Here is a 25,435-nt window from a genome sequence, read left to right as displayed (position 1 = left end):
GTATCACCACGCAAACAGATAGTCTTTAAAGCCGAAGCCTTCCGCTGCGGGCTGCAGGGCGGTGTCATGCTCATGGCCAAATTCGCTGAGTACATCGTCTTTAATGGCGGCCAGCCGCAAATCGGTGCGCTGGCGCGGATGCGGGACATCCACCTCGACCGTGCGTTTAATCCGGCCCGGACGCGGCTCCATGATCACCACCCGATCACCGAGCAGGACTGCTTCTTCCACGTCATGCGTCACCAAAATCATGGTGATGCCTTCGGTTTGCCAAATGCGTTGCAATTCGTTTTGCAGATTGGCGCGGGTCAAAGCATCCAGCGCGCCAAATGGCTCATCCAAGAGCAGGATTTCCGGGCGATTCACCAGCCCGCGGGCGATGGCCACCCGTTGGCTCATTCCGCCCGAAAGTTGATACGGGTAGGCTTTCTCAAAGCCTTTCAGGCCCACCAATTCCAGATGTTCGGCAATGGTTTTCGCCCGTTCATTGCTGCTGAGCGTTGAGTTTTCCAAAGCCAGGCCGACGTTTTGCTCGACCGTGAGCCAAGGAAAGAGCCGGTGCTCTTGAAATACAATCCCGCGCTTGAGGTTGGTGCCCTTGATGCGGGCGCCATCGAGCAAAATATCGCCCTGATAATCATCATCCAGACCGATCGCTAGGCGCAGCAGGGTCGATTTGCCGCAACCGGAGCTACCCACAATGCTGACAAATTCACCGGGTTTGATGTGCAGATTAATACCATCCAGCACGTCCAGCGTTTCGCCTTTCACGTGATATTGTTTTTTGACGTTTTTAAAATCGAGGGTGCCCAAGGCGCTCATGAGGTTATTCCTTATTCAATACAAAGTTTCAAAGCCAATGCGGATTCAGCAAGGGGCGTACGGCGCCAATCAGGCGGTACGGTTACGCCAGCCCAGCAGGTGTTTTTCTAATTTGAAGGCCAGTTGATTGACGATGGCGCCCACTACGCCGACCACCACCACACCAAACAGCACCGAGCCCATATTGAAATGCTCGCGGCCATCAATCATCGAGTTGGCAATGCCGTGGCCGGATTTGAGGAAATACTCGGCGCCAATCGTGGCCAGCCAGCTATAAATCAGCGCCAGTTGGATGCCGGTAATGATTTGCGGCGAAGCCGACGGCAAAATCACTTTGCGAAACAGCTGCCAGCGGCTGAATTCAAACACCCGCGCCACCTCAACATGATCGCGATGCACGCTGCGGATGCCTTCGTAGGTATTGATCGTGGTGGGGTAAAAGGCCGCAATCGCGATGAAAATGATCTTGGCCGGCTCGCCCATGCCAAACCACACCGAAATCAGTGGAATCCAGGCAAAAATGGCAATCGACTTGATGGTGTTAAAACTCGGGCTGATCAGGCGATCGGCCCAGCGAGATACGCCCAGCAAACTACCCAAAATCAGCCCGGCAGTGCCCCCCACTACAAAGCCACCCAGATTGCGGGATACGCTATAGACCAGATCAAGGGCAAAGGCCCCGCTGCTGATCTGGCCATAGCCTTCTTTCCAGACTTCATACGGCGAAGCCAGAATCGCGCTGTTGGCCAAGTTAAATTTACTAATCAAATACCAAGCTAGGATCAGCCCCAACGGCAGGACGAGCCCGCGAAAATCACGCTGGCCCAGCGCCTGTAAACGGGTTTTAAATGCAGACATCACACACCTCACTCAAACTTAAAACGCAACGCGACGCCATTTCAGGAAATGGGTTTCCAGCCATTGCAGCGACTGGTCGATTAACAAACCCACTGCGCCAATGATCACCACCGTGGCCAGCACCAGATCCAGCTGGAACAACTGCCGGCCCCAGACCATCAAAAAGCCAATGCCTTCACTTGAGGCCAGGAGCTCAACAGTCACCAGGGCCAGCCAGGCATGGGTGAGGCCATAGCGAATACCGGTAAACAGCGAGGGCAAGGCAGCCGGGATTACCACCTTGGCCAGTAATTGGCGGGTGTTAAAGCGATAGACCTTGGCCACCTCGGCAAATTGGGGCGGGATATTGCGGATACCTTGCAAGGTATTGACCGTGACCGGCACCAAGGCCGCTTTGGCAATCACCAAAATCTTCATCGATTCACCAATGCCCACCACCATAATCAGCAGCGGAATCCAGCCCAGCGCCGGAATCTGGCTCAGGGCTTTAAAGGTAGGGAATAAATATGCTTCCACCGTTTTCGATAGCCCCATCAAGGCGCCTAGCAGCAAGCCCACCACTGTACCCACCCCAAAGCCATAGGCCACGCGCTCGACACTGATTTGCAAATTGCTGGTCAGATCGCCGCTTTGCCACAGCTCGGTCAGGGTTTGCCACACCAAAGAGGGCGGTGGCAGGATTTGCGGGGAGACCCATTCGTGAGCGCTGGTGATTTGCCATAAGCCCAGAACGAGCAGCGGCAAGACCAATGCCCACAAAATTTGCTGCAGTTTTTGCCCCGTTTTTTGTCGCCACTGGCTCGGGCGTTTGGCGGATACCTCGGCGGGTATATCGCTCTGATTTAATGTAATCGCTGTGCTCATTGCGATACTCCTTGATAATTAAGTTCGTGCTCCGTCTCTGTGCTGGCTGCAGGGCGCAAACTAAACCCCGCCGCCAGCACAAAACAGCCGGCAAAAAACAAAAACAACCATTGCAGATGAATCAGCTGGCCAAATAGCCCGCCAATCACCGTGCCGCTAAAACCACCCAATGGGCCGATCAGGGCCATTAATCCGGCCACCTGGCCTTGCCCCAGATCCTCACCCAGCTGGGCTACCCGGGTCATATTCGCTGCCTGTAACCAGCCCAGAGCCAGCCCAAGCAGCAAGCCGCCCACCCACAGCGCAGCGCCCCAGGGGGCGAGGCCCAGCAGACATAAACTCAGCGCGCCGCCGGTAAAGCCCAGCCGATACACGGCCCGCCGTCCCAGCTTTTGCGCTACGCCACCCAGCAGCATCAGCGCCAAGATAAAGCTCAAGCCCTGACTGGTGATCAGGCTGGCGGCGGCACTGGCCGATAGGCCAAAATCACGGACCGCAATCGCGACGATGAAGGCGGTGTAAAACATCATGCTGCTGTTCACCAGCACCTCAATCGCGCCACATTGCTGCAAGGCGCGATGCCGGCGCAGCAGGCCAAATTGGCTGCGCACCCGCGGCCAGATGGCACCACCTGGGTGGCTGACGGCTTTGGGTTGATAAATACGCAGCACCCGTGGCGCGATCAGCAAAGTGAGGACAAAGCTGATGCCAATCAGCTGATACACCCAGCCAAAGGGCAAAGCAGCAATCAAGGCGGTGGCAATGGCGGGCCCCAGTAAAAACATGCCAATCATGTGGCAGCCACGAAACCAACCGGCTTTGGTTTCACCGACCTGATTCAGTTGCTGCATAAACACGGCATTCAGGGCAATAAAACGGCAGGGCATGCAAAAGCTCACCAGCGCCGTGCACACCAGCAAAAACCACGCTTCGCCAATACTGGGCGTCAGGCAATACAGCAGGGCCGCAATCAAGGTGCCGCTCAAATACATCTTCATGGCACCCACCTGATCCAGCAGCAAACCGACCGGGATACTCATAAACAGCATGCCCACCATCTGCGCCGCGCTGATCAGGCCGATCTCGGCATTGCTGGCGTGCAGATGCAAGGCATAGAGCGCGGTGCTCACCTTGGCAATCCCCACCCCGACCCCGGCCAGTAAAGACAGCGCCACAAAATTCAGCAGAAACCAGCGGGCCGAAACCGCTGGCACCGCGGCGGTCTGCTCGGTGCCAGCTGTCATTACTTACCGCCTTTGGGGGTGCCCTTGGCGTCGTAAGCGGTCCAGAAGTTCTCCAGCTTTTGTTCTTTCAGGGCCTGATTCAGGTATTTGGGCTCAAACCACTGATTGACGTCGAAATCCTTGCGAATCAGCTTGAATTTCAATGAGGCCTGTACGGCATCCTTGTAGTGGTTGTAGAAAAACTCATCCAGCAGCGGGCTAGAGCGGCGTTTGATATCAGCGCCACCGTTGTAGTCTTTCTTGAATGACGCATACGGCACGCCTGACTTGGACCATTCTTGCAGCACTTTCTCGGCATTTTCCGGTTTGGAAATATCCGCGGCCGTGCGGACCAGCACATTCACTACCCGCTGGGTGATTTCCGGATTGGCCTTTTCAAAGTCTTCGGTCACCAAGAAATGCGTTTGGCGGGTAAGTGATAATGGACCTTCTTTATTCGACCAAATCACTTTTGCCACACCGCGATCTACCAATTGGAAAACGTCATAGCCAAACCATGCGCCATCCACATCCTTGGTGGCGATTGCCGCTTGAGTGGTCGCCGTATCCATATTGATCAGCTTGAAGTCTTTTTCGGTGAGGCCGTATTGATCGAGCACCTTATTCACTACCAGCTGGCCATTGGTGCCTTTAAAGAGGGCTACTTTTTTGCCTTTCAGGTCTTCCAGCTTTTTGGCCGGTGAATCTGCGGGGACCGCGAGATAGGTGGTGCCCAGCGTGCCGTTCGCGAGCAAGATTTTGGTTTTCAAACCACTGGCTTTGGCCACAATCGCGGGCAAGTCACCTTGCCACGCAAAATCCAGCAGTTTGTTAGCCAGCGCTTCATTCACTGCTGGGCCGGCACCTTTGAAGTAATTCCACTCCACCTTGATGCCGTCTTTTTTGAATTCTTCTTCAATCAGGCCGCGAGTCGCGGCCGTGGCTGCGGAAGAACCGCCAAAGACCGGTTTGCCGCCAGTGCCGACGGTGGCCACCCCAATACGGATGACTTTGGCTGGGTCAGCCCAAGCCGGGCTGGCTGCGATCAGGGTGAGGGTCAGAGTGCTTAGTGCAAAAATTTTATTTTTCATCGTGTATCTCTCAGTGTTCGGGGCGTGCAAGGCTTAGAAGCCGTATTGGAATTGAGCGAGCCACTCGTTCGATTTCACCTTGGTGGCCTGATCGTCGCGGCGGTTGTAGTTGAGCTGGAACTTGGTCGTTTCGGCGAAGAAAATATTCAGACCTGCTGTGGTGATATTGACCTTGTCGTTCTGCTTGCTGGTATTGGGGTCAAAGCTGTCGTAGCGGACAAAGGGCTGGTATGACACGGGCCACCAGTCGTCGTAGCGACCCTGTGCGCGATAGCCTTTAACGAATTGCTCGCCAAAGTTGTAGAAGAAGGTGGCGGTGTGGGCCTGGCTCTTCAGCTCGCCAAAGACAGGTTTGGCTTTGGTGCCGCTGACCGTGCCATCAGTCCCTTTCACAAACTCATAAGTGAAGCCAAATGGGTGATGGTTGTAGCTAACATCAATGCCATAGCGATCTTTCGCACCTTGGCCTACACGGTCTGCACCAATGGCCAGATTCTGTTTGCCCAGGTACACCGAGGCGCCGATGGTCAGCTGGCGCAGCCATGAGTTGTATTCTGCTGGCGCGGTGAAGGCCACCCGACCAATAAAGTCTTTGTGGTCGTTGTTGTCGGATTTATTTGGGCCATTACCGTTAACTAGACCCACGATGTATTGGAATACCGGGGCGCGGTAGTTGTAGCCGTAATCCACCTCGGGCCACAGGTCGCCGCTTAAGCCAATCCCGATCTGTCGCTGGCCAAAGCCCAAACGCCCGACAAACTGCGCGTTATTGATCACCGGTTTCAAATCTTCGGTGGCGGCCGCCTCTAGGCCGAATGGCACCAGCTGCTGGCCAAAGGTAACGGCCAGACGGCCAGTATCAGGCGAGATGGTCGGCAAGATTTGATAGGTCAGGTTGGCATCCAGCAAGTTGAAATTACTGGTATCCAGCAGCTGGGTGGCGGTACTTTGGGGTGAGTAACCAAAGCGCAGTGCATAAGTCAGATTGCGACCTTCGTCGTAATCTTTATACGCATTACCGGTAAAGGTCAGCACCGCGGTAGGGATATCAAAGCTGGTTTTGCGGTTGTCGGTCACCGCATTATTAGTAGCCAGGCTGTTATAGCCGGCCCGAGCTTGTACGGTGCCGCCCACGACCAGCGCACGCGTAGATTTGGCGGTTTTGGTGTCTTGATCACGCTGAACTTGGTATTTGTAGTTTTCCAAGTCGGCCGTCAGACCTTGCAGCTCATCCTTGGTGGCGTATTCGGCGGCGGCTTCGCCACTGGCTTTGGCCGCAGCTTGCTCTTTCACCTGGGCCTGCAGGGCTTCGAGGCTTTTTTTCAATTCATTGATCTGCTTTTGTAGGGCATCGGCATCGGCCGCATGGGCCACGGTGCTTAGCAGCAGTAGGCTGGCCGCGATGGGGGGCAGTCTTTTGATCATCTTTTGTTCTCCGTTTCATTTCCGAATGAGGTCAGCCAATTTCGGGGCATCGCACTCCCTGCACGATGCGCTGGCGATTTAATATGAGCAAAAGGTGTGCCAACGTGTTCTTATAGAAAAAACAGTTATAATTGAACAGAACGCAACAGCGGCCGCTGCGCGCCGTCAGCAATCTGTTGAAAAATCAACAGTGCAGTCAGATGGGGTGAAATAAGGCGGGTTGGTGCCGGTTTTGGATGGGTGGTGATATCGCAGCAGTTTGCTGCGTTGCGCAGCGCAAAACACAGCAGTTACGCGGTGAATAACAACGGAAACCTTAGGAATAAAAGACTTGAGCGCTCTGGCATGGATTCTGCTGAATGCGACTAGTCACTCACCAAGGAGAATTCCGTATGACCAATCTGGCTGATGTAAAAAACCTGACCAATGATGTTTCTCGTGCGCTACTACCACAGGGGCCGGTTACCGCGACCGTGCAATGGCAAAACCCGGCCGATATCGTAATCACGCCGGTTGACGGCGCCTTGGGCGCAACGGTGACGGGGATCGATGCCAACCAGCCGCAACATCCAAGCACCATCTTGCGCTTGAAAAAGGCGCTGCATGAGCACTTTATTCTGATCTTTAAGCGCCAAGAGCTCGATGACTCGGCCTTGCTGCGCTTTGCCACGTATTTTGGCTCGGTCTTTGTGCCCCCAGAAGATGTGCCAGTACTGGCCTCCAACACCGCTGGTAAAGCGCCGGATGTAGTACGCGTGGCGAATGTCGATGGCGGTTATACCGGTAATGGCGAGTTAACCCCGCATGCCGACCATCAATGGACCCCGATCCCATCGGCAGGGTCATTGCTGTATGCCGTTGAGCTGCCAGCAGTCGGGGGTGATACCTCGTGGTACAACATTCATCAAGCCTATCTGGATCTGGACGAAGCTACCAAAGCTCAGTTGGAAGGCTTGCAGCACATTACCTACAACCCATTCTTGCGCCATGTGCTTAATGCCCAGCGTAAAGCGGAAGGGCTTGAGGCGGAATATCCGAAATATCGCAGCCCAGCCCGGCCAATCCTTGGCCCGGGTTTCCCGCATCCGCTGGTGCGCACTCATCCCGACAGTGGCAAGAAAGTACTGTTTTTGTCGACCCATACCGAGTCAGAAATCCTAGGCATCGATCAGGCTGAAGCCGAGGCGCTGATTGCGCGCTTACGGGCCCATATTCAGCAAGATAAATACCGCTATGAGCATCGCTGGGCTTTGGGTGACATCATGTACTGGGATAACCAGGCGACATTGCACTCACGGACGGCGTTTCCCGAGACTGAGCGCCGCGTATTAAAGCGGGTCAGCCTGGCGGGTAGCCGTCCATTCTAATCCTAGCGCCGGGGGAGCTGGCTAAGCAGGCTACCCCAACGAGGAGTAACAGTATGAGTAATGATGTGATTCAAGTGCGTGTGCGCCAAGATAGCGCTGCGTATCTGCATATCGAAACACGCGCCGCCCATGTGGCCGTTGGCAGAGCGAGTAATGGCGAGAATGCGCCCGACGCCTTTCGAGCGGGTGAGCTGATTTTGGGGGCATTGGGGGCGTGCACTGCCGGTACGATTCGACATTTTGCACAAACCCATGGCATTAGCCAGTTGCAGGATGTCACCGTCGATGTGACCGGCTATGAAAGTTCGGCTCCCAGTCGGATTGGAGCGATTGTGGTGAGGGTGACATTGCATGGCCCGCTGGCGGCGCATGATCGGGTGCGACTGGAAAAAGCAGCCCGGCAGTGCAAAATTCATCACACCCTGCAGCATCCGCCCGAGATCGAGTTAGCGTTTGAACACCACGCTGCGCCAATCGTGGCTCACCCAGAGGAGCTGGCCGCATGAGTCAACGCCAATTACGCTTAGGTGCGTTTATCCCGGCCTATGGCCATCATGTGGCGGCATGGCGCCACCCGGCAACGCCAGCTAATGCTGGCCAAGATTTTCAACACTATAAACGCCTAGCGCAAACTGCCGAGCGCGGCTTGTTTGATGCAGTGTTTCTGGCCGATGGGCTTGCGGCTCGCGGTGAGGGTGAGGCGGGCGAGCGTTCGGCCTATTCAGATCATTTCGAGCCGCTTACCTTACTATCTGCCTTATCGGCCGTCACCGAGCATATTGGCCTGATCGCCACCGTTTCGACAACCTACAACGAGCCTTATCATCTGGCTCGCAAGTTTGCCTCACTGGATCATTTGTCGGGTGGGCGGGCAGGCTGGAACTTGGTGACTTCGGCCACGGAAGAAGAGGCGCGCAATTTTAATCTGCGCGAGCAATTGCCGCATGCCTTGCGCTATCAGCGTGCACGCGAGTATGTGCAGGTGGTCAAAAAGCTCTGGAATAGCTGGGAAGACGATACCTTTGTGCGGGATAAAGCCAGCGGTGTCTATCTGCAGGGCAATAAACGCCATGTTCCCAATCACGTGGGTGAGTTTTTCCAGGTGCGGGGGCCATTGAATGTTGCCCGGCCAGTGCAGGGGCAGCCTGTATTGGTGCAAGCCGGTGCATCAGAAGATGGGCGCGAGTTAGCGGCGGAATCAGCCGAGGTGATCTTTACCGCATGGCAAGAGCTGGCAGATGCACAGGCCTTCTACCGCGATATCAAGACCAGAGCCGCGCGCTATGGCCGCAAGCCGGAAGAGATTTTGATCATGCCGGGCGTTTTCCCAGTGGTGGGACGTACCGAGGAAGAAGCGCAGGCCAAATACCAAGCCTTGCAAGATCTCATTCACCCCACGGTGGGGGTAGGGCTTTTGTCCGCCTTGATTGGCGCTGATTTGAGTGCCTACGAGATTGATGGGCCGCTGCCTGATCTACCGGAAACCAATGGCATGAAGAGCCGGCAGGCACTGATGTATTCGATTGCGCAGCGTGAAGGCTTAACGATTCGGCAGCTGTATCAGCGGATTGCCGGTGCGCGCGGTCATCGTACGATTGTGGGTACACCTGAATCGATTGCCGATCAGTTGGCTGAGTGGTTTGAGGCCGGCGCGGCGGATGGCTTTAACATCATGCCGCCGGTTCTACCTACTGGGCTAGATGATTTTGTCGAATTGGTGATCCCGGTATTGCAGGCTAGAGGGCTGTTCCGCACGCAATATAGTGGCCAAACTTTGCGAGAAAACCTCGGTCTGGCGCGCCCAGCGCATCCGGCCGCGGCAACAGCCACGCAAACTATCGCGGTGTAATTAGCACCTACCCAATAGCCACGGCAAGCCGTGGCTATTGTTATTTCTGGATAACCTTTCCCATGCTGACTGATATTTTCCCAAGCCCATTGCCCAACCGGCCGCGGGCCTTTGTCTTGGCCATGATTAAACCTTTTCTGGCCTGGTATGCCTTAATGCTGGTGCTAGAAGCTGGGGCGGCCACCTGCACGATGTTGCTGCCTTATATTCTGGGTAAAACGGTCGCACAAGTGACCGGCGCGCAGGCCGCTGGCCCTGATTGGCACGGCTTAGTGCAGCTGGTGCTGGTCTTTGCCGCTTTGAATGTGGCCGAGCTGGTGCTGAGCCGGGCGGCAGGGGCGGTGCAAATGCATGTTGGCCCACGCCAGCGCCATCGGATCACCGCGCGCCTATTTGCTTGGCTGCAATATCATTCCCATCGCTATTTTGCCCAGCAATTTTCCGGCGCGCTGGCGCATCGGGTGACTGAAACTGCCATGAGTGTGAATCAGACCATCTGGGCCGTGCACACCGAATTCTGGCCCATTTTGGTGACTTTCTGTGTGGCGAGTTTTTTACTCTGGGGCGCTTCGCCAGTGCTGGCGGGCGTACTACTGAGCTGGATTATTCTGTATGTGACAATGAGCTATGTGCTGGCCCGCACAGCCCAGCCACTGGCTCAGCGTTTTGCGGCAGCCCGTAGTTTTACGGCGGGTAAGATTGTTGATTCGGTGAGTAATCTGGCCAATGTGCGCCTGTTTGCGCAGGAAGCTTTTGAGCGCGATTATTTACAACGGCATCTGGATGAAGAACTCATTCACGCAAACCGCAGCAATTGGTACACCGAACGGGTACGCTGGTATCAATTTGGCTCGGCGATGTTGCTAAAAATCGGCATGCTGGCATTTGCCCTGTATCTGTGGGCGCAAGGGCAGATTGGGGTGGCGGTATTTGTGATGAGTACCAGTATGTCTTTGCTGATTATCGGTGAGGCACGCAATCTATCGCGACGCTTTCTCGAGGTATTTGAGTATTTAGGCAATATCGAGCATGGGGTGCATACCATCGTGCGGCCGCATGAAATTACTGATCAGCACGATGCGCGCCCGCATCCGATCCGCGATGGGCAAATTGAATTTCGCCAAGTGGAATTTGCCTACCAGCCTGGTCGGCCGGTATTCCAAGGGCTGAACCTGACGATTGCGCCGGGGCAGCGGGTGGGGGTAGTTGGCTATTCTGGCTCAGGTAAATCCACCTTGATTAGCTTGCTGTTGCGCTGGTATGACGTACAGCGGGGCGATATTTTGCTGGATGGCGTACCCATTACCCAGATGCAATTGGCCACGCTGCACCAGCAAATCAGCATGATTCCGCAAGAGCCTAGTTTATTTCACCGCTCTTTGAAGGAAAACATCCGCTATGCGCGCCCGGAGGCGAGCGACGCGGAAGTTATCGAGGCCGCCCGTCAGGCGCATGCGCATGAGTTTATTGCTCGCTTGCCACAGGGCTATGACACGATGGTGGGCGAGCGGGGTGTATCTCTTTCGGGGGGGCAGCGCCAGCGCATTGCGATTGCCCGCGCCATGCTGCAAAACGCACCCGTGCTGATTTTGGATGAAGCGACCTCGGCGCTAGATTCACAAACCGAGCGGTGGATTCAACACAGCCTGGATAATCTGATGGCGAATAAAACGGTGCTGGTGGTAGCGCATCGGCTCTCAACCATTGCCCATCTTGATCGCATCTTGGTCTTTGCGCAGGGTGAGATTGTTGAAGATGGCGCCCATGCTGAGTTGCTGGCCCAAGGCGGGGTCTATGCTCAGCTCTGGGCGCATCAGTCCGGCGGCCTTTTGCCCGAGCAAGCCCCAATTGGTGAGCTGGCCTTGGCGCACGATTAATGCCTGCAATTACCACATCCTGTTGCGTGACTGTTGGGAAAGCAACAGGGTGGCGGCGCTAAAGCTTTATTTGTTCTAATAAATCCATTGATATTTCTGATGGAAATATTGGCACGCTGTTTGCTACAGAATGAGTGACTGCAATTTTGCAGCCTTATTCAATCTGGAGATCAAACATGAGCGATATTCTGGCTAATCCTCCTCAGGGCCTCAGCGTGCATCCGATTGCAGGCCGCATCGGCGCAGAAATCCGAGGTATTCAACTCAGCGCAGACCTGCCGGCAGAAGTACAAAACTTTATTCGTGCCGCCTGGCTGAAATACAAGGTGATTTTCTTCCGTGGCCAACAGCATCTGGATGATGAGCAGCAAGAAGGCCTGGTGAGCCTATTTGGTCAGGCTGGGGTACAGCACCCAACGGCACATACCAAGACTGGCACCAAACTAATTTTGGAGCTTGATTCCAAGCGTGGCGGCCGGGCCAATTCTTGGCATACCGATGTTACTTTTGTAGATGCCTACCCGAAAGCGTCGATCCTGCGTGGGGTAACCATTCCGGCCGCGGGCGGCGATACCGTTTGGGCAAATACGCATACGGCCTATCAGGATTTAAGCCCTGAGCTGCAGCAGTTGGCCGAAAACCTATGGGCAGTGCATACCAATGAATACGACTATGCCGCCTACAAACCCAAAGCCACCGCCGAGGCGCTCAAGCAATATCAAGAAGTGTTCACTTCTACCGTGTATGAAACCGAACATCCCGTGGTGCATGTTCATCCCGAAACCGGCGAAAAGCATTTGCTCCTGGGGCATTTCTTTAAGAATTTTGTCGGTATCCCTGCCGGCGAAGGCCGCCGGATTTTTGAAGTGCTGCAAAACCATGTAACCCGACTGGAAAATACCGTACGCTGGCGCTGGCAGGAAGGTGACGTGGCCATTTGGGATAATCGCGCTACGCAGCATTACGCGATTGATGATTATGGCGATGCCCATCGCGTGGTGCGCCGGGTGACGGTCGATGGTGAAGCGCCATTTGCCGTCGATGGCCGCCGCAGCCATACCCGCTCGAAGGTCAGCAAAGGCCAGGCGGTGAATGACGAGTCTGCCGCTAACCAAACTGCGGCGTAATCGCGCGCGGGGTAACAGGGCCCCACACTGCAGAGTGTGGGGTAATTTTTATGTACCAGACCTATCCGCTTGAACCGCCCGCGGGTGTGCAATTGCAACTTCTAAGTCCGCAGATCGGCGCCCAGATCAGCGGCCTAGACCTAAGTCGGCTCGATCAGTACCAAATGACCTGGCTGCGTGGGGCTTTGTTGCGTCATCAAGTTTTGTTTTTTCGCGCCCAAGCACTTAGCCCCATTAGTTTGCTGCAGCTCGGGTTGGGCCTGGCTGGCGCTCCTTATCGCCACCCCTTATTCAGTCAGAACAGCCGCGAGGGTGTTGGCTACGAGTTAGACAGCCGGCAGGGCCTGCATCAATCTCCGGATTGGCATCCTGATGTACCTTTTGCTGCAACTCTGCCTGCCGTATCGATTGTGCAGGGGGTATCTGTTCCAGATCTTGGTGGCGATGGTGTTTGGGTTAATACGGCAGGGGGGTATTTAAGCTTGCCACTCAAATGGCAGTATCTGGTGCAGCAATTGGCCGGGATTCACCGCCGCGAGTTTGCCCAAGCTCGCCGCATACATAGCGCGCTGCACCCGCTGGTGCACCAGCACCCCGAAACGGGGGCTTATCATTTATTGCTGGGTGAATTCCTCACGTGCCTGCATGGGCTGGAGAGCACCACTGCCGCCAGTCTGCTTAATGAGCTGCAGGCCAGTGTCTTATTGCCCGAGTATCAAGTGCGCTGGCAGTGGCGGGATGATGACTTAGTGATTTGCGATAATCGCGCGACCATGCACCGCACCGAGGCGGACTACGGCGGGGCGATTCGTCATCTGCGCTGGCTGCCTTGCGGGCAGTATCAACCCCAAGCGCTCAAGCCGAAAACCAGTGGTCTTGAGGCTTTGCTGAGCTTCAAACCCGCTCATTAGTTTAGATCAATTAAATATAAATAATGCACTTAATATTATTTATTGTTTGTTTTGGCCTTTGATAAGCTCATTGCGTCCACCACCGGAGACCCAACATGACCCTCAGACTTGGCGACATCGCCCCCGACTTTACGCAGCAATCAACCATTGGTGAAATTCGCTTCCACGAATGGGCTGGCCCCCACTGGGTCGTGCTGTTTTCACACCCGGCCGACTTCACCCCGGTCTGCACCACCGAGCTTGGCAAAACGGCCAAACTGGCGGGCGAATTTGCCCGGCGCAATGTAAAACCACTGGCGGTGAGTGTCGATCCGCTGGAATCACACCAGCAGTGGATTCAAGACATTAACGACACGCAATCCACCACGGTGAATTTTCCGATTCTGGCCGATGCTGACCGCAAAGTGGCTGAGCTGTACGACATGATTCATCCCAATTCATTGGCCAATGCCACCGTCAGAAGTGTGTTTATCATCGACCCTGAAAAGAAAATTCGCCTCACGCTGACCTATCCGGCGAGCACCGGGCGCAATTTCACTGAAATCTTGCGGGTAATTGATTCCTTGCAGCTGACGGATAGCCACAAGGTGGCTACACCAGCCGACTGGCAAGAGGGTGATGAGGTGGTGATCGTGCCGTCCTTGCAAGATCCAGAAGAAATAGCCCGCCGTTTCCCGCAAGGCTATCGCGCCATCCGCCCCTATCTGCGCCTGACTCCGCAGCCAAATCGTCAATAGTTGAGCTGTTAGCGCGTTTATAGTTGATACTACTGGTCGATATTGGGGCGTTGCCCTGGAGGTCAGCTAATCCGACCAGATGCTTAACCAAATCGTAGTCATCAAACAGCCACATCGCTTGCATGCTTTGTCTCACTTTGGGTCTAGTTAGATGATTGCGGGCCATCACCTAAAGGCCTCGGCGCAGCACACAAAAACAAACCCCGGCGCTGGGCCGGGGTAGTTTTCTATCTAACTACTGCTCAAACGCTTATCGCAAATCAAAGCGATCCAGTTCCATTACTTTGACCCAAGCGGCGGCGAAATCGTGCACGAATTTTTCCTGCGCGTCGGCGGCGGCATAGACTTCGGCGAGGGCCCGTAGCTGCGAATTCGAGCCAAACACCAGATCAACCACGGTGCCCGTCCATTTCAGTGCGCCGGTGCGGCGATCTTTGCCTTCCAGTACACCCGCGGTAGCGCTTGGCTGCCATTGGGTGCGCATATCGAGCAGGTTCACAAAGAAATCCGTGCTCAATACGCCGGGGCGCGTGGTGAATACACCATGCTGGCTGCCACCAGTGTTGGCATTCAGCACTCGCAGGCCGCCCACCAATACCGTCATTTCCGGCGCGCTGAGCGTGAGCAATTGCGCTTTATCGATCAGCAATTCGGCGGCGACGTTTTCTAGCCCTAGCTGGGTGAAATTGCGGAAACCATCGGCGCGTGGCTCTAGCACAGCGAAAGACTCTACATCGGTCTGCTCGGCGCCGGCGTCGGTCCGGCCCGGGGTGAAAGGTACGCTGATGGTTACGCCGGCTTTTGCTGCGGCGGCTTCTACGGCAGCGGAGCCCGCCAGTACGATTAAATCGGCCAGCGAGATCTCTTTGCCGCTGCTTTGCGCGGCGTTAAAGCGGTTGCGGATGTCTTCTAGCAGCGCCAACACTTGCGCCAGCTCTGGTGGGTTATTCACGGCCCAGTCTTTTTGCGGGGCGAGGCGAATTCGCGCACCATTGGCGCCACCGCGCTTATCGCTGCCGCGGAATGTGGCGGCGGCGGCCCAGGCGGTGTTCACCAGCTGGCTAATGCTCAGGTTACTGGCTAGAACTTGGGCTTTCAGCGCGGCAATATCCGCGGCGTTGACCAGTGGGTGGCTTACGGCCGGCACGGGGTCTTGCCAGATTAGCTCTTCCTGCGGCACCAATTTACCCAGGTAGCGGCTGCGCGGGCCCAGATCGCGGTGGGTGAGTTTAAACCACGCGCGGGCAAAGGCATCGGCAAAGGCGGCTGGGTCTTGGTGGAAACGGCGCGAAATTTTTTCGTAAGCCGGATCAAAGCGTAGCGATAAATCAGCCGTGGTCATCATCGGCGGATGCTTGATGCTTGGATCATGCGCATCGGGAATCAAATGTTCCGGTTTACAGTTTTTCGGCGTCCATTGATGCGCGCCGGCGGGGCTCTTGGTTAGCTCCCACTCGTAGCCAAACAGCATGTCAAAGTAGCCGTTATCCCAGGTGGTTGGGTTTGGTTTCCACGCGCCTTCAATACCGCTGGTGGTGGTATGAATGCCTTTGCCGCTGCCCAGTTGATTAATCCAGCCCAAGCCTTGGGCTTCCAGCGGTGCGGCTTCGGGCTCTGGTCCGACTAGTTTCGGGTCGCCCGCGCCGTGGGCTTTACCAAAGGTGTGGCCACCGGCCACCAGCGCCACGGTTTCTTCATCATTCATCGCCATGCGGCCAAAGGTTTCGCGCACATCGCGGCCCGAGGCCACAGGGTCGGGCTTGCCATCCGGGCCTTCAGGGTTCACATAAATCAGGCCCATCTGGACTGCGGCGAGTGGGTTTTCGAGTTGGCGTTCGCCCGAGTAGCGGCTATTGGGCAGATCGCTGGTGGCAAGCCAGGATTTCTCCATCCCCCAATAAATATCTTCTTCGGGCGCCCAGATATCGGCGCGGCCACCAGCAAAGCCAAAAGTTTTAAAGCCCATCGATTCCAGCGCCACATTACCGGCCAAGATCATCAGATCGGCCCACGACAGTTTGCGCCCGTATTTTTGTTTGATTGGCCACAGCAGGCGGCGAGCTTTATCCAGATTGCCGTTATCCGGCCAGCTATTGAGTGGCGCAAAGCGCTGGTTGCCGGTGCCGGCGCCACCGCGACCATCATGAATGCGATAAGTGCCGGCCGAGTGCCAGGCCATGCGGATCATCAGCCCGCCATAGTGGCCCCAATCGGCAGGCCACCAATCTTGTGAATCGGTCATCAGCGCTTTCAGATCGGCTACGACGGCATCCAGATCTAGGGTTTTAAATTCGGCCGCGTAGTCAAAATCGGCGCCCATCGGGTCTGATTCGGCGCCGTGCTGATGCAGGATGCTCAGGCGCAGTTGTTCAGGCCACCAGCTGGCATTGGTCGGGGCTGCGACTTTGGCTTGTGGCGCGGCGGCAGCGGCAAACGGGCATTTGCTAACAGAAGACATGGTGACACTCCTTGTGGGTGAAATTCAGGATGGCTTTACTGTAGTCCTCGGCAATCGATTGATCTAATTGCATTTCATAATGGAATCGATAGCTATTCTCGCAAGGCGGGGTGACCACTGGCTTGCAGCAGCCTGCCGTCTTGATGGGCGCAATCCATTTCGCTGGACTACGCACCGCGGCAAAAGTGCCCGTGGTGTCGCCGGTATTTTTCTATTGCGTGGCGCGTAGTGGTGCTGCTTCGCGCGCGAGCCAACTGCCAAAGCTCTCGCCACCGCGGGGGCGGGCCGTTAGTGGGGCGTGGCTTAATTGTGATTCGGGCGGGCAGCCGGCCACCCGCGTGAGCCAGCTGCGATAGCAATGCTCAGCCACCCGATGCAGGCGGGCGACTTTTTCATCGAGCTTAAACTGCATTTCGGCCCAGCTTTGCACCGAGGGCAGATGCTGATAGGCGCGAATTTGCTCGGCACCTTCTTCGCACCAGGCAGCGATACTCTCGGCGGTGACTTCCAGATGCGATTGCAAGGCCAGATGCGGGCCGTAGGCAAAGCCTTTATTCATGCAATGCGTGCCAAATAGCACGCGTTTGGCGCCACGCGGAATGGCAAAAGTCTCGAAATGCCAGTGGAAGATCTCGATTTCCCGTTGGGGCCCCAACCAATGGTGCGCCTCGCTAAAGCGGGTGAGCAATACCTTGCCCCAGCCGATCTGCGGCACGCTATTGCGCCGCACACTGGCGCCCAGCGCCCGGGCCAGCATCTGGCCGCCAAAACAATGCCCCAGAATCGGGCACTGCCGCGCCAGCGCATCTTGCAGTAATTGATCTTCGCGGCGTAGCCAGCTGTAGCCGTCATTGGCACTGGCATTGCTGCCCAAGAGCACAATGCCGCTAAATTCGGCCGCTTTGCTAGGCGGGGTATCGCCCTCATCGATAGCAAATATGCGGTATGGCAGCGCATACCGGTCGAGGTATTGCTGTAAAAAACCTGGGCCTTGGTTGCGCTCGTGTTGGCAGATGGCGATGGGTCGCATCGGTTTGCTCCGTGGTTGAACACGTCGCCAGCCTAGGCCGCGCCCTGCAAAAGCGGTGCAAAAAAACTGCCTTGCCCCATTAAGAGCGCATAAAAATCGCCATCCGCCGTCGCAATACGGGGCGTGGCGGGCGATTTTTATACTTTTTTTATATCGCGCCACTGCCTTTTTGCACCGATTTTACCCGCCGATTCTTACAGTGACAGCGTCCGCAGTGCCGTGGGGGTGCTGCGTTTTGCAAGGTGATTCTGATGTCTGATCTTGATTGTCTGTTGCTGGCCTTTGCCTTGAATCTGGCGATTTACGGGCTGCTGCAGTTGTGCCGACGCACGGGAGGTACCGCATGTTAAGCATGTTGTGGGTGGCCGCAGGCCTCGCGCTGGCCTTGCTGGGGCTGTTGTTGTATGTGCTATTTAACCCGGAGCGTTTTTAAATGACCGCCAATGCTTTTTTTCAGCTGGCGCTGTATCTGGGCGTCTTGATTTTACTGGCGATGCCGCTCAGCCGCTGGCTGACGAGGGTTATGGCCGGCGATATCCCCCGCGTGTTGCGGCCGGTGCAATGGCTGGAGCACGGGCTGTATCGGCTGGCTGGGGTCGAACCCAAACAAGAGCAGCACTGGCTGGCCTATGCGCTGGGGCTGTTGCTATTTAATGTATTGGGTTTTCTGGCGCTGTACGCCTTGCAGCGTGCGCAGGGCGTGCTGCCGCTTAACCCACAGGCCTTCGGCGCGGTGAGTAGCGATTCGGCCCTCAATACCGCAATTTCCTTTGTTACCAATACCAACTGGCAGGGCTATGGCGGCGAAAGCACCATGAGCTATCTCACCCAGATGCTGGGGCTGGCGGTGCAGAATTTCGTGTCGGCCGCCACGGGGCTGGCGGTGGCGGTGGCGCTGATTCGGGGTTTTGCGCGCAAATCGGTGCGCACGATCGGCAATTTCTGGGCCGATCTGACCCGCAGTACTTTGTACATCTTGCTGCCGCTGTCGCTGCTGTTGGCGCTGGCGCTGGTGAGCCAGGGCGTAATCCAGAACTTCAAGCCTTACCAAAGTGCCCGCCTGCTCGAGGCGCAAAGCTATAGCCAGCCTAAGCTTGATGCCGCTGGCCAAGCCATGAAAGATGCGCAAGGCCACGCGGTGCTTGAAAGCGTGTCAACCCAGACCCAAACCTTGCCCATGGGCCCGGTGGCCTCGCAAGAAGCGATCAAAATGCTGGGCACCAATGGCGGTGGTTTTTTCAATGCCAACTCGGCCCACCCCTACGAAAACCCAACGCCGCTGAGTAATTTCCTGCAAATGCTGGCGATTTTCCTGATTCCGGCGGCGCTGGTGCTCAGTTTTGGCCAGCAGGTGGGCGATCGCCGGCAGGGCTGGACGATCTTGGCCGCGATGACCGTGCTGTTTGTGCTGGCCTACGGCGTGCTGGTGGCGGCGGAGCAGGCCGGTAATCCGCGCTGGGCCACGCTGGGCCTTGATCAGCTGGTGAATCTGGAAGGCAAGGAAGCGCGCTTTGGCATTGTGGCCAGTAGCCTGTTTGCCACCATCACGACTGCAGCGTCTTGCGGCGCGGTGAATGCCATGCACGCCTCCTTCACGCCGCTGGGCGGCATGATCCCCACGCTCTTGATGCAGCTGGGCGAGGTGGTGTTTGGCGGGGTGGGCGCGGGTTTATACGGCATGCTGGTGTTTGCCTTGCTGGCGGTGTTTATCGCCGGGCTGATGGTGGGCCGCACGCCGGAATACCTGGGCAAAAAAATCGAAAGCTTCGAGATGAAAATGACCGCGCTAGTGATTCTGGTCACGCCGCTATTGGTGCTCTTGGGCACCGCGCTGGCGGTGTCGCTGGCCAGTGGCCGGGCCGGTATTTTCAACCCCGGCGCGCATGGCTTTAGCGAAGTGCTGTATGCGCTCTCGAGCGCGGCCAATAACAATGGCTCGGCCTTTGCCGGCCTCTCGGCCAATACCCCGTTTTATAACTTCCTGCTCGGGGCGGCGATGTGGCTGGGGCGCTTTGCGGTGATTGTGCCGGTGCTGGCCATGGCCGGCGCGCTGGCCGCCAAGCCGCGACTGCCAGTAAATGCCGGCACGCTGCCCACGCATGGCCCGCTGTTTGTCGGGTTGTTGGTGGGGGCAGTGTTGCTGGTGGGCTTGCTCAATTACATCCCGGCTTTGGCGCTGGGGCCGATTGTGGAGCATCTGCAGCTGTGGCAGGTGGCGCACTAAGCTGCTTGTGAAGAATACCTAGGTGGGTATGGCTATCGAAATCTGATCAATATTGATCTTGATAGCGATACCCCAAGAAAGAATCAGAAAAAGGATTTGACGATGTCACAAAGTCAATCACTGCTGGACCCCGCGCTGGTCAAGCCTGCGCTGTGGGCTGCTGTGACCAAACTCGCGCCACAAGTACAGTGGCGCAATCCGGTGATGCTGGTGGTGTATGTGGGCGCGTGGTTCACCAGCGCGCTGTGGGTGCAAGCCTGCGTGGGCCAGGGCGATGCGCCGGCCGGGCTGATTGCCGCCATTAGCCTGTGGCTGTGGTTTACCGTGCTGTTTGCCAATTTTGCCGAAGCACTGGCCGAAGGGCGCAGTAAAGCGCAGGCCGCCAGTCTGCGCAGCACCAAGAAAAACGTGCTGGCACGCAAACTGAAAACCCCTGATCCCGCCGCCAACCCCGAAATCACCGATAGCGCCAGCCTGCGCAAAGGCGATCTCTTGCTGATTTTGGCTGGGGACGTGGTACCGGCCGATGGCGAAGTGCTGGTCGGGGTGGCCTCGGTCGATGAATCGGCCATTACCGGTGAATCGGCCCCGGTGATCCGCGAAGCGGGGGGGGATTTTTCGGCGATTACCGGCGGTACGCGGGTGCTCTCCGATTGGGTGGTGGCGCGCGTCACGGCCAACCCCGGCGAGGCCTTCCTTGATCGGATGATCGCCATGGTGGAAGGCGCGAAACGCCAGAAAACCCCAAATGAAATCGCCCTCACTATCTTGCTGGTGGCGCTGACGATTGTGTTTCTGGTGGTGACCATCACGCTGCTGCCATTTTCGCAATTTAGCGTGGCGGCGGCGGGTAGTGGGCAACCGGTGTCGCTGACCGTACTGGTGGCGCTGTTGGTGTGCCTGATTCCGACCACGATTGGTGGCTTGCTCTCGGCGATTGGTGTGGCCGGGATGAGCCGGATGCTGGGCGCCAATGTGATTGCCACCTCGGGCCGGGCGGTGGAAGCGGCGGGCGATGTGGATGTGTTGCTGCTGGATAAAACCGGCACCATCACGCTGGGTAATCGGCAAGCGGTGCAGTTTATCCCTGCGGCTGGGGTAAGCGAAGAAGCGCTGGCCGATGCGGCGCAATTTGCTTCGCTAGCCGATGAGACGCCAGAAGGGCGCAGCATCGTGGTCTTGGCCAAACAGCGCTTTAATCTGCGCGAGCGGCAGCTGGAGCAACATCAGGTCAGCTTTATCCCGTTCACCGCACAAACGCGCATGAGTGGCGTGGATGTGGATGGGCGGGAAATCCGCAAGGGTGCGGTGGATGCGATTCGTCAGTATGTGCTGGCCGCCGGGCAGGATTTTCCGGCCAGCGTGGCCAAACAGGCCGACGAAGTGGCGCGCCGTGGCGCTACGCCGCTCTTGGTGGCAGAAAACCAGCGCGTGCTGGGCGTGATTGAGCTCAAAGACATCGTCAAAGGCGGCATTAAAGAGCGCTTTGCCGAGCTGCGGGCCATGGGGATCAAAACGGTGATGATCACCGGGGATAACCCGCTTACCGCTGCGGCCATTGCCGCTGAAGCCGGCGTGGATGATTTTCTGGCCGAAGCCACGCCGGAGGCCAAGCTGGCGCTGATTCGCCAGACGCAGGCCGAAGGCAAACTGGTGGCGATGACCGGCGATGGCACCAATGATGCGCCCGCCTTGGCGCAGGCTGATGTGGCCGTGGCGATGAATACCGGCACCCAGGCGGCCAAAGAGGCCGGCAATATGGTGGATCTGGATTCCAACCCGACCAAGCTGATCGAGATTGTGGAGATCGGCAAGCAGATGCTGATGACGCGCGGCGCGCTGACGACTTTCTCGGTCTCGAACGACGTGGCCAAGTATTTCGCGATTATTCCGGCCGCCTTTGCCAGCACCTATCCGCAATTGAATGCGCTCAATGTCATGGGGCTCACCAGCCCAGCCTCGGCGATTTTGTCGGCGGTGATTTTCAATGCGCTGATTATCGTGGTGCTGATTCCGCTGGCGCTGCGTGGCGTGCGTTATCAGGCGCAAAGCGCGGCGCAGCTCTTGCGCAGCAATCTGCTGATTTATGGTCTGGGCGGTTTGCTGGTGCCGTTTGTTGGGATCAAGCTGATTGATGTATTGCTCACCGTGCTTGGTTTGGTTTGATTTATAGCGTTATACCGGGGTAGGGTATCTATCCCGTAAGGAGTTCAAAGATGTCGCAATCATTGTCGCAACAATTTCGCCCTGCGCTGGTGCTGTTGCTGGGCCTCACGATCATTACCGGCGTGGTGTATCCGGCGCTGACCACCGGTCTGGCGCAAGCCATTTGGCCATGGCAGGCCAATGGCAGCTTGCTGCAGCGCGATGGCCAAGTGGCGGGCTCGGCGCTGATCGGGCAAGCTTTTAGCGGTCCACGGTATTTCTGGTCGCGCCCTTCGGCCACGGCCACCTTGGCCTACAACGGGCTGGCTTCGGGCGGCTCGAATCTGGGCCCGACGAATCCGACCTTGCAGCAGCAGGTGAGCGAGCGCGTGGCTGCGCTGCGGGCCGCGCACCCGGGGCAAAGCGCGCCGGTGCCGCTGGATTTGGTGACCACTTCGGCCTCTGGCCTGGATCCACACATTAGCCCGGCGGCGGCGGCCTATCAGCTGGAGCGGGTGGCGGCCGCGCGGCAGGTGCCGGTGGAGACGGTAGCGCGGCTGGTCAAACAGCATACCCGCAGCGCACAATGGGGCATTCTGGGCGAGCCGGTGGTGAATGTGCTGGCCCTTAATTTAGCTTTGGATGAATTAGCGCAATGAGTAGCTCGGCCCGCCCTGATCCTGATGCCTTGCTGGCGCAACTGCAGCGTGAAGAAGCCCACGCGGCCCGCGGCCGGCTGAAGATTTTCTTTGGGGCCTGCGCTGGCGTGGGCAAAACCTTTGCCATGCTCAATGCCGCCCGCGCCCGCCAGCAGGCCGGCGTGTCGGTGCTGATTGGTGTGGTAGAAACCCATGGCCGGCAGGAAACCGAAGCCCAGCTTCTGGATTTGCCACTGCTGCCGCGGCGAGTGGTCGAGTATCAGGGTCGGCAGCTGAGCGAGTTTGATCTGGATGCGGCTTTGCAGGCCGCGCCACAGCTGATGCTGATTGATGAATTCGCCCACGCCAATCTGCCTGGTAGCCGCCATGCCAAGCGCTGGCAAGATGTGGAAGAGCTGCTGGCGGCGGGGATTGATGTCTACACCACGCTCAATGTGCAGCATCTGGAAAGCCTCAATGACATCGTGGGGCAAATTACCGGCATTGTGGTGCGCGAAACAGTACCCGATAAGGTGTTTGACGCCGCCAACGAAGTCACGCTGGTGGATTTACCGCCCGAAGAGCTACTGGATCGGCTGGCGGCCGGCAAGGTGTACTTGGGCGCGCAGGCCGAGCGTGCCGCGCAGCATTTCTTCCGCAAAGGCAATCTGCTAGCGCTGCGCGAGCTGGCCTTGCGCCGCACCGCGGATCGGGTGGATGCGCAAATGCGTGCTTATCGCGCCGATCAGGCGATTCAGCCAGTGTGGCAGGCGCGTGAACGGCTCTTGGTCTGCGTGGGCCCGGGCGCGGCGGGGGAAAAACTGGTGCGCAGCGCCGCCCGGCTCGCTGCCAGCCTGCATGCCGATTGGCTGGCCGTGTATGTCGAAACCCCGGCGCTCTTGCAGCACAGCAAAGGCCAGCGCGAGCGCGTATTGTCTAGCTTGCGCTTGGCGCAGGAATTAGGCGCCGAAACCTCGGTCTTGGCCGGCTCCAGCTTGGTGACCACGCTGCTGGCGTATGCGCGTAGCCGCAATGTGTCCAAGCTGGTGCTGGGGCGGCCGCATGCGCGCCATTGGCGCACGCTGTGGCGGCGCTCGCTCTCGGAGCGCTTGGCCGAGGCCACGCCGGATATCGATGTGTATGTGGTGGCCGAAGACCCACTGCGGCCGGGCGAGCGTCCGCAAGCGCCGCAGCCGTTTTATGCTCCAGTGCCCACCCGTTCACGCTGGACTGGCTACGCTGGCGCGCTGGGCGCGTGTTGCCTGACGACATTGCTGAGCTTGCCCTTATTGCATGTGTTTGATCCGGCCAATGTCGTCATCGTTTTTTTGCTGGCGGTGGTGCTGGTGGCCATCCGCTGGGGGCGCGGGCCGGGGATGGCTGCGTCGATCTTGAGTGTTTTGACCTTTGATTTCTTTTTTGTGGCGCCCAAGCTCTCGTTCACGGTTAGCGATACCCAGTATCTGTTTACTTTTGTATTGATGCTGGTGGTGGCCCTGGTAATTAGCCAGCTGGCGGCGCGGCTGCGCTTTGAAGCGCAAGTGGCCACTTATCGCGAGCGCCGCACACGGGCGCTGTATGAGCTGGGGCGTGAGCTGGCTTCGGCGCTGACCAGTGCCGGCGTGGTGGAAATTGGCCAGCGTAAATTGGCCGAATTATTCGGCGGGCAAAGCCTCTTGCTGCTGCCCAATGCCAGCGATGAGCTGCAAGCGGCGGGCGAGCTGGGCGAGTTTGATCCGGGCTTGGCCGATTGGGTGTTTCGCCAGGGCGAGCCCGCCGGCTGGAGTACCCGCACCTTGCCGGCGGCCAAAGCGCTGTATCTGCCGCTCAAAGCGCCGATGCGCCTGCGTGGCGTGTTGGCCCTGCAGCCGGGTGAGGCCGAATTATTAGCCAGCCCCGAGCAGCAGCGCTTGCTGGAAACCTGCGCCAGCCAGATCGCGGTGTCGCTCGAGCGTGTGCATTATGTGGAAGTAGCGCAGGATGCGATTGTGGCGATGGAGGGCGAGCGCTTGCGCAATAGCGTGCTGGCGGCCGTGTCGCATGATTTGCGTACGCCGCTTACGCGCTTAGCGGGTTTGGTGAGCCTATTGCAGGCTGGAGAAGGGTTGCAGGCGGGAGCAGGCGCGCCAGCAGGGGGCGGCATTCACTCTGCCGCTGCCGAGCCCGCCTTGCGGCTCAGCGCCGAGCAACAGCGCCAGACCTTGGCCACGCTGGCCGACGAAGTACAGCGCATGAATCAGCTGGTGCTTAATCTGCTTGAAATGGCGCGGCTGCAATCGGGCGTGGTGCTGCAGCTGGAATGGCATGTGCTCGAAGAGGTAATCGGCAGCGCCGTGCGTGCCTGCGCCAGCCAACTGGCTGGGCATCAACTACAGATTCAGCTGCAGCCGGATTTGCCGCTGGTGGAGTACGATGTGGTGCTGATCGAGCGGGTACTGGTCAATTGGCTGGAAAATGCCGCCAAATACACGCCGGCCGGCAGCACGCTAGTGCTCAGTGCCCACACCGATGCGGACACTTTGTGCGTGCGTTTGCGCGATAATGGCCCCGGCTTGCCGCCTGGCGCGGCCGAGCGCTTGTTTGATAAATTTACCCGTGGCCATGCCGAATCGGCCACGCCCGGCGTGGGGCTGGGGCTGGCGATTTGTCGGGCGATTATTGAGGCCCACCATGGGCAGATCAGCGCGCGCAATGTCAGCCCGCAGGGCGCCGAATTTGAATTTCGTCTGCCGCGGCGGCCGCCACCGGCGCTGACCCTTGAGCCGCCGCTCCCGCTACAACCTTGAGAA

General features: G+C 57.6%; 20 protein-coding genes. 12 read left to right on the top strand and 8 right to left on the bottom strand.

Features of this window, described 5'->3' with window-relative positions; genetic code table 11:
* Window positions 1-3: 3 nt before the first annotated feature.
* The 6 genes from QV747_RS03445 to QV747_RS03420 all read right to left on the bottom strand — a co-directional run bounded on the left by QV747_RS03445 (window position 4) and on the right by QV747_RS03420 (window position 6,283).
* The gene (locus tag QV747_RS03445; RefSeq protein WP_273429107.1) at window positions 4-822 is read right to left on the bottom strand and encodes an ABC transporter ATP-binding protein; all 819 of its coding nucleotides are present in this window, start codon (window positions 820-822) and stop codon (window positions 4-6) included.
* Between the two features lie 69 nt (window positions 823-891).
* A complete protein-coding gene (locus QV747_RS03440) occupies window positions 892-1,680 on the bottom strand; it encodes an ABC transporter permease (RefSeq protein ID WP_273429105.1) in 789 nt (262 codons plus the stop codon).
* 18 nt (window positions 1,681-1,698) lie between these two features.
* Window positions 1,699-2,544: an ABC transporter permease gene (locus tag QV747_RS03435; RefSeq protein WP_084414519.1), complete on the bottom strand. Its 846-nt coding sequence runs from the start codon at window positions 2,542-2,544 to the stop codon at window positions 1,699-1,701.
* Window positions 2,541-3,788: an MFS transporter gene (locus QV747_RS03430; RefSeq protein WP_273429102.1), complete on the bottom strand. Its 1,248-nt coding sequence runs from the start codon at window positions 3,786-3,788 to the stop codon at window positions 2,541-2,543. The genes QV747_RS03435 and QV747_RS03430 overlap by 4 nt, the downstream gene beginning before the upstream one ends.
* A complete protein-coding gene (locus tag QV747_RS03425) occupies window positions 3,788-4,858 on the bottom strand; it encodes an ABC transporter substrate-binding protein (RefSeq protein WP_273429100.1) in 1,071 nt (356 codons plus the stop codon). The genes QV747_RS03430 and QV747_RS03425 overlap by 1 nt, the downstream gene beginning before the upstream one ends.
* A gap of 33 nt (window positions 4,859-4,891) precedes the next feature.
* Window positions 4,892-6,283 carry a hypothetical protein gene (locus tag QV747_RS03420; RefSeq protein WP_273429098.1) on the bottom strand — a complete coding sequence of 464 codons (1,392 nt, stop codon included), beginning with the start codon at window positions 6,281-6,283 and terminating at the stop codon, window positions 4,892-4,894.
* A 392-nt stretch (window positions 6,284-6,675) separates the two neighbouring features.
* On the opposite strand from QV747_RS03420, the gene QV747_RS03415 reads away from it, so the two are divergent.
* The 7 genes from QV747_RS03415 (at window position 6,676) to QV747_RS03385 (ending at window position 14,151) form a co-directional block, all read left to right on the top strand.
* A complete protein-coding gene (locus QV747_RS03415; protein WP_273429096.1) occupies window positions 6,676-7,650 on the top strand; it encodes a TauD/TfdA family dioxygenase in 975 nt (324 codons plus the stop codon).
* 53 nt (window positions 7,651-7,703) lie between these two features.
* Window positions 7,704-8,156 carry an OsmC family protein gene (locus tag QV747_RS03410; protein ID WP_273429094.1) on the top strand — a complete coding sequence of 151 codons (453 nt, stop codon included), beginning with the start codon at window positions 7,704-7,706 and terminating at the stop codon, window positions 8,154-8,156.
* The gene (locus QV747_RS03405) at window positions 8,153-9,499 is read left to right on the top strand and encodes an LLM class flavin-dependent oxidoreductase (protein WP_273429092.1); all 1,347 of its coding nucleotides are present in this window, start codon (window positions 8,153-8,155) and stop codon (window positions 9,497-9,499) included. Before QV747_RS03410 ends, QV747_RS03405 begins: the two co-directional genes overlap by 4 nt.
* A 62-nt stretch (window positions 9,500-9,561) precedes the next feature.
* Window positions 9,562-11,376 carry an ABC transporter ATP-binding protein gene (locus tag QV747_RS03400; protein ID WP_273429089.1) on the top strand — a complete coding sequence of 605 codons (1,815 nt, stop codon included), beginning with the start codon at window positions 9,562-9,564 and terminating at the stop codon, window positions 11,374-11,376.
* 176 nt (window positions 11,377-11,552) lie between these two features.
* On the top strand, window positions 11,553-12,503 hold the full coding sequence (locus QV747_RS03395; protein ID WP_273429088.1) for a TauD/TfdA family dioxygenase: 951 nt from the start codon (window positions 11,553-11,555) through the stop codon (window positions 12,501-12,503).
* A gap of 50 nt (window positions 12,504-12,553) precedes the next feature.
* Window positions 12,554-13,414 carry a TauD/TfdA family dioxygenase gene (locus tag QV747_RS03390; protein ID WP_273429086.1) on the top strand — a complete coding sequence of 287 codons (861 nt, stop codon included), beginning with the start codon at window positions 12,554-12,556 and terminating at the stop codon, window positions 13,412-13,414.
* A 95-nt stretch (window positions 13,415-13,509) separates the two neighbouring features.
* The gene (locus tag QV747_RS03385; protein WP_273429085.1) at window positions 13,510-14,151 is read left to right on the top strand and encodes a peroxiredoxin; all 642 of its coding nucleotides are present in this window, start codon (window positions 13,510-13,512) and stop codon (window positions 14,149-14,151) included.
* Between the two features lie 250 nt (window positions 14,152-14,401).
* On the opposite strand, the gene katG is transcribed toward QV747_RS03385, so the two are convergent.
* Both katG and QV747_RS03375 read right to left on the bottom strand, forming a co-directional pair.
* Complete coding sequence (katG, locus tag QV747_RS03380) at window positions 14,402-16,609, bottom strand: catalase/peroxidase HPI (protein ID WP_273429084.1); 2,208 nt, start codon at window positions 16,607-16,609, stop codon at window positions 14,402-14,404.
* Window positions 16,610-16,820: 211 nt separating this feature from the next.
* Window positions 16,821-17,639, bottom strand: coding sequence for a type 1 glutamine amidotransferase (locus QV747_RS03375; RefSeq protein ID WP_273429083.1), 819 nt, complete (start codon window positions 17,637-17,639; stop codon window positions 16,821-16,823).
* Window positions 17,640-17,982: 343 nt separating this feature from the next.
* Between QV747_RS03375 and QV747_RS03370 the strand changes: the two genes are divergently transcribed.
* The 5 genes from QV747_RS03370 (at window position 17,983) to QV747_RS03350 (ending at window position 25,432) form a co-directional block, all read left to right on the top strand.
* Window positions 17,983-18,072, top strand: coding sequence for a potassium-transporting ATPase subunit F (locus tag QV747_RS03370; protein WP_156128955.1), 90 nt, complete (start codon window positions 17,983-17,985; stop codon window positions 18,070-18,072).
* Entirely contained in the window at window positions 18,073-19,863 is a 1,791-nt protein-coding gene (gene kdpA / locus QV747_RS03365; protein ID WP_273429080.1) for a potassium-transporting ATPase subunit KdpA, read from the top strand.
* Between the two features lie 102 nt (window positions 19,864-19,965).
* Complete coding sequence (kdpB, locus tag QV747_RS03360) at window positions 19,966-22,029, top strand: potassium-transporting ATPase subunit KdpB (RefSeq protein ID WP_273429078.1); 2,064 nt, start codon at window positions 19,966-19,968, stop codon at window positions 22,027-22,029.
* Window positions 22,030-22,079: 50 nt separating this feature from the next.
* Window positions 22,080-22,667 (top strand): potassium-transporting ATPase subunit KdpC, encoded by a 588-nt coding sequence (kdpC, locus tag QV747_RS03355; protein WP_273429076.1) that lies wholly within the window; start codon window positions 22,080-22,082, stop codon window positions 22,665-22,667.
* Window positions 22,664-25,432: a sensor histidine kinase KdpD gene (locus QV747_RS03350; RefSeq protein ID WP_273429074.1), complete on the top strand. Its 2,769-nt coding sequence runs from the start codon at window positions 22,664-22,666 to the stop codon at window positions 25,430-25,432. Before kdpC ends, QV747_RS03350 begins: the two co-directional genes overlap by 4 nt.
* The last annotated feature ends 3 nt before the right edge of the window (window positions 25,433-25,435 follow it).

The organism is uncultured Chitinibacter sp., assembly GCF_945957625.1.
Lineage (GTDB): Bacteria > Pseudomonadota > Gammaproteobacteria > Burkholderiales > Chitinibacteraceae > Chitinibacter > Chitinibacter tainanensis.
This window is presented reverse-complemented; position numbering and strand designations above follow the sequence as displayed.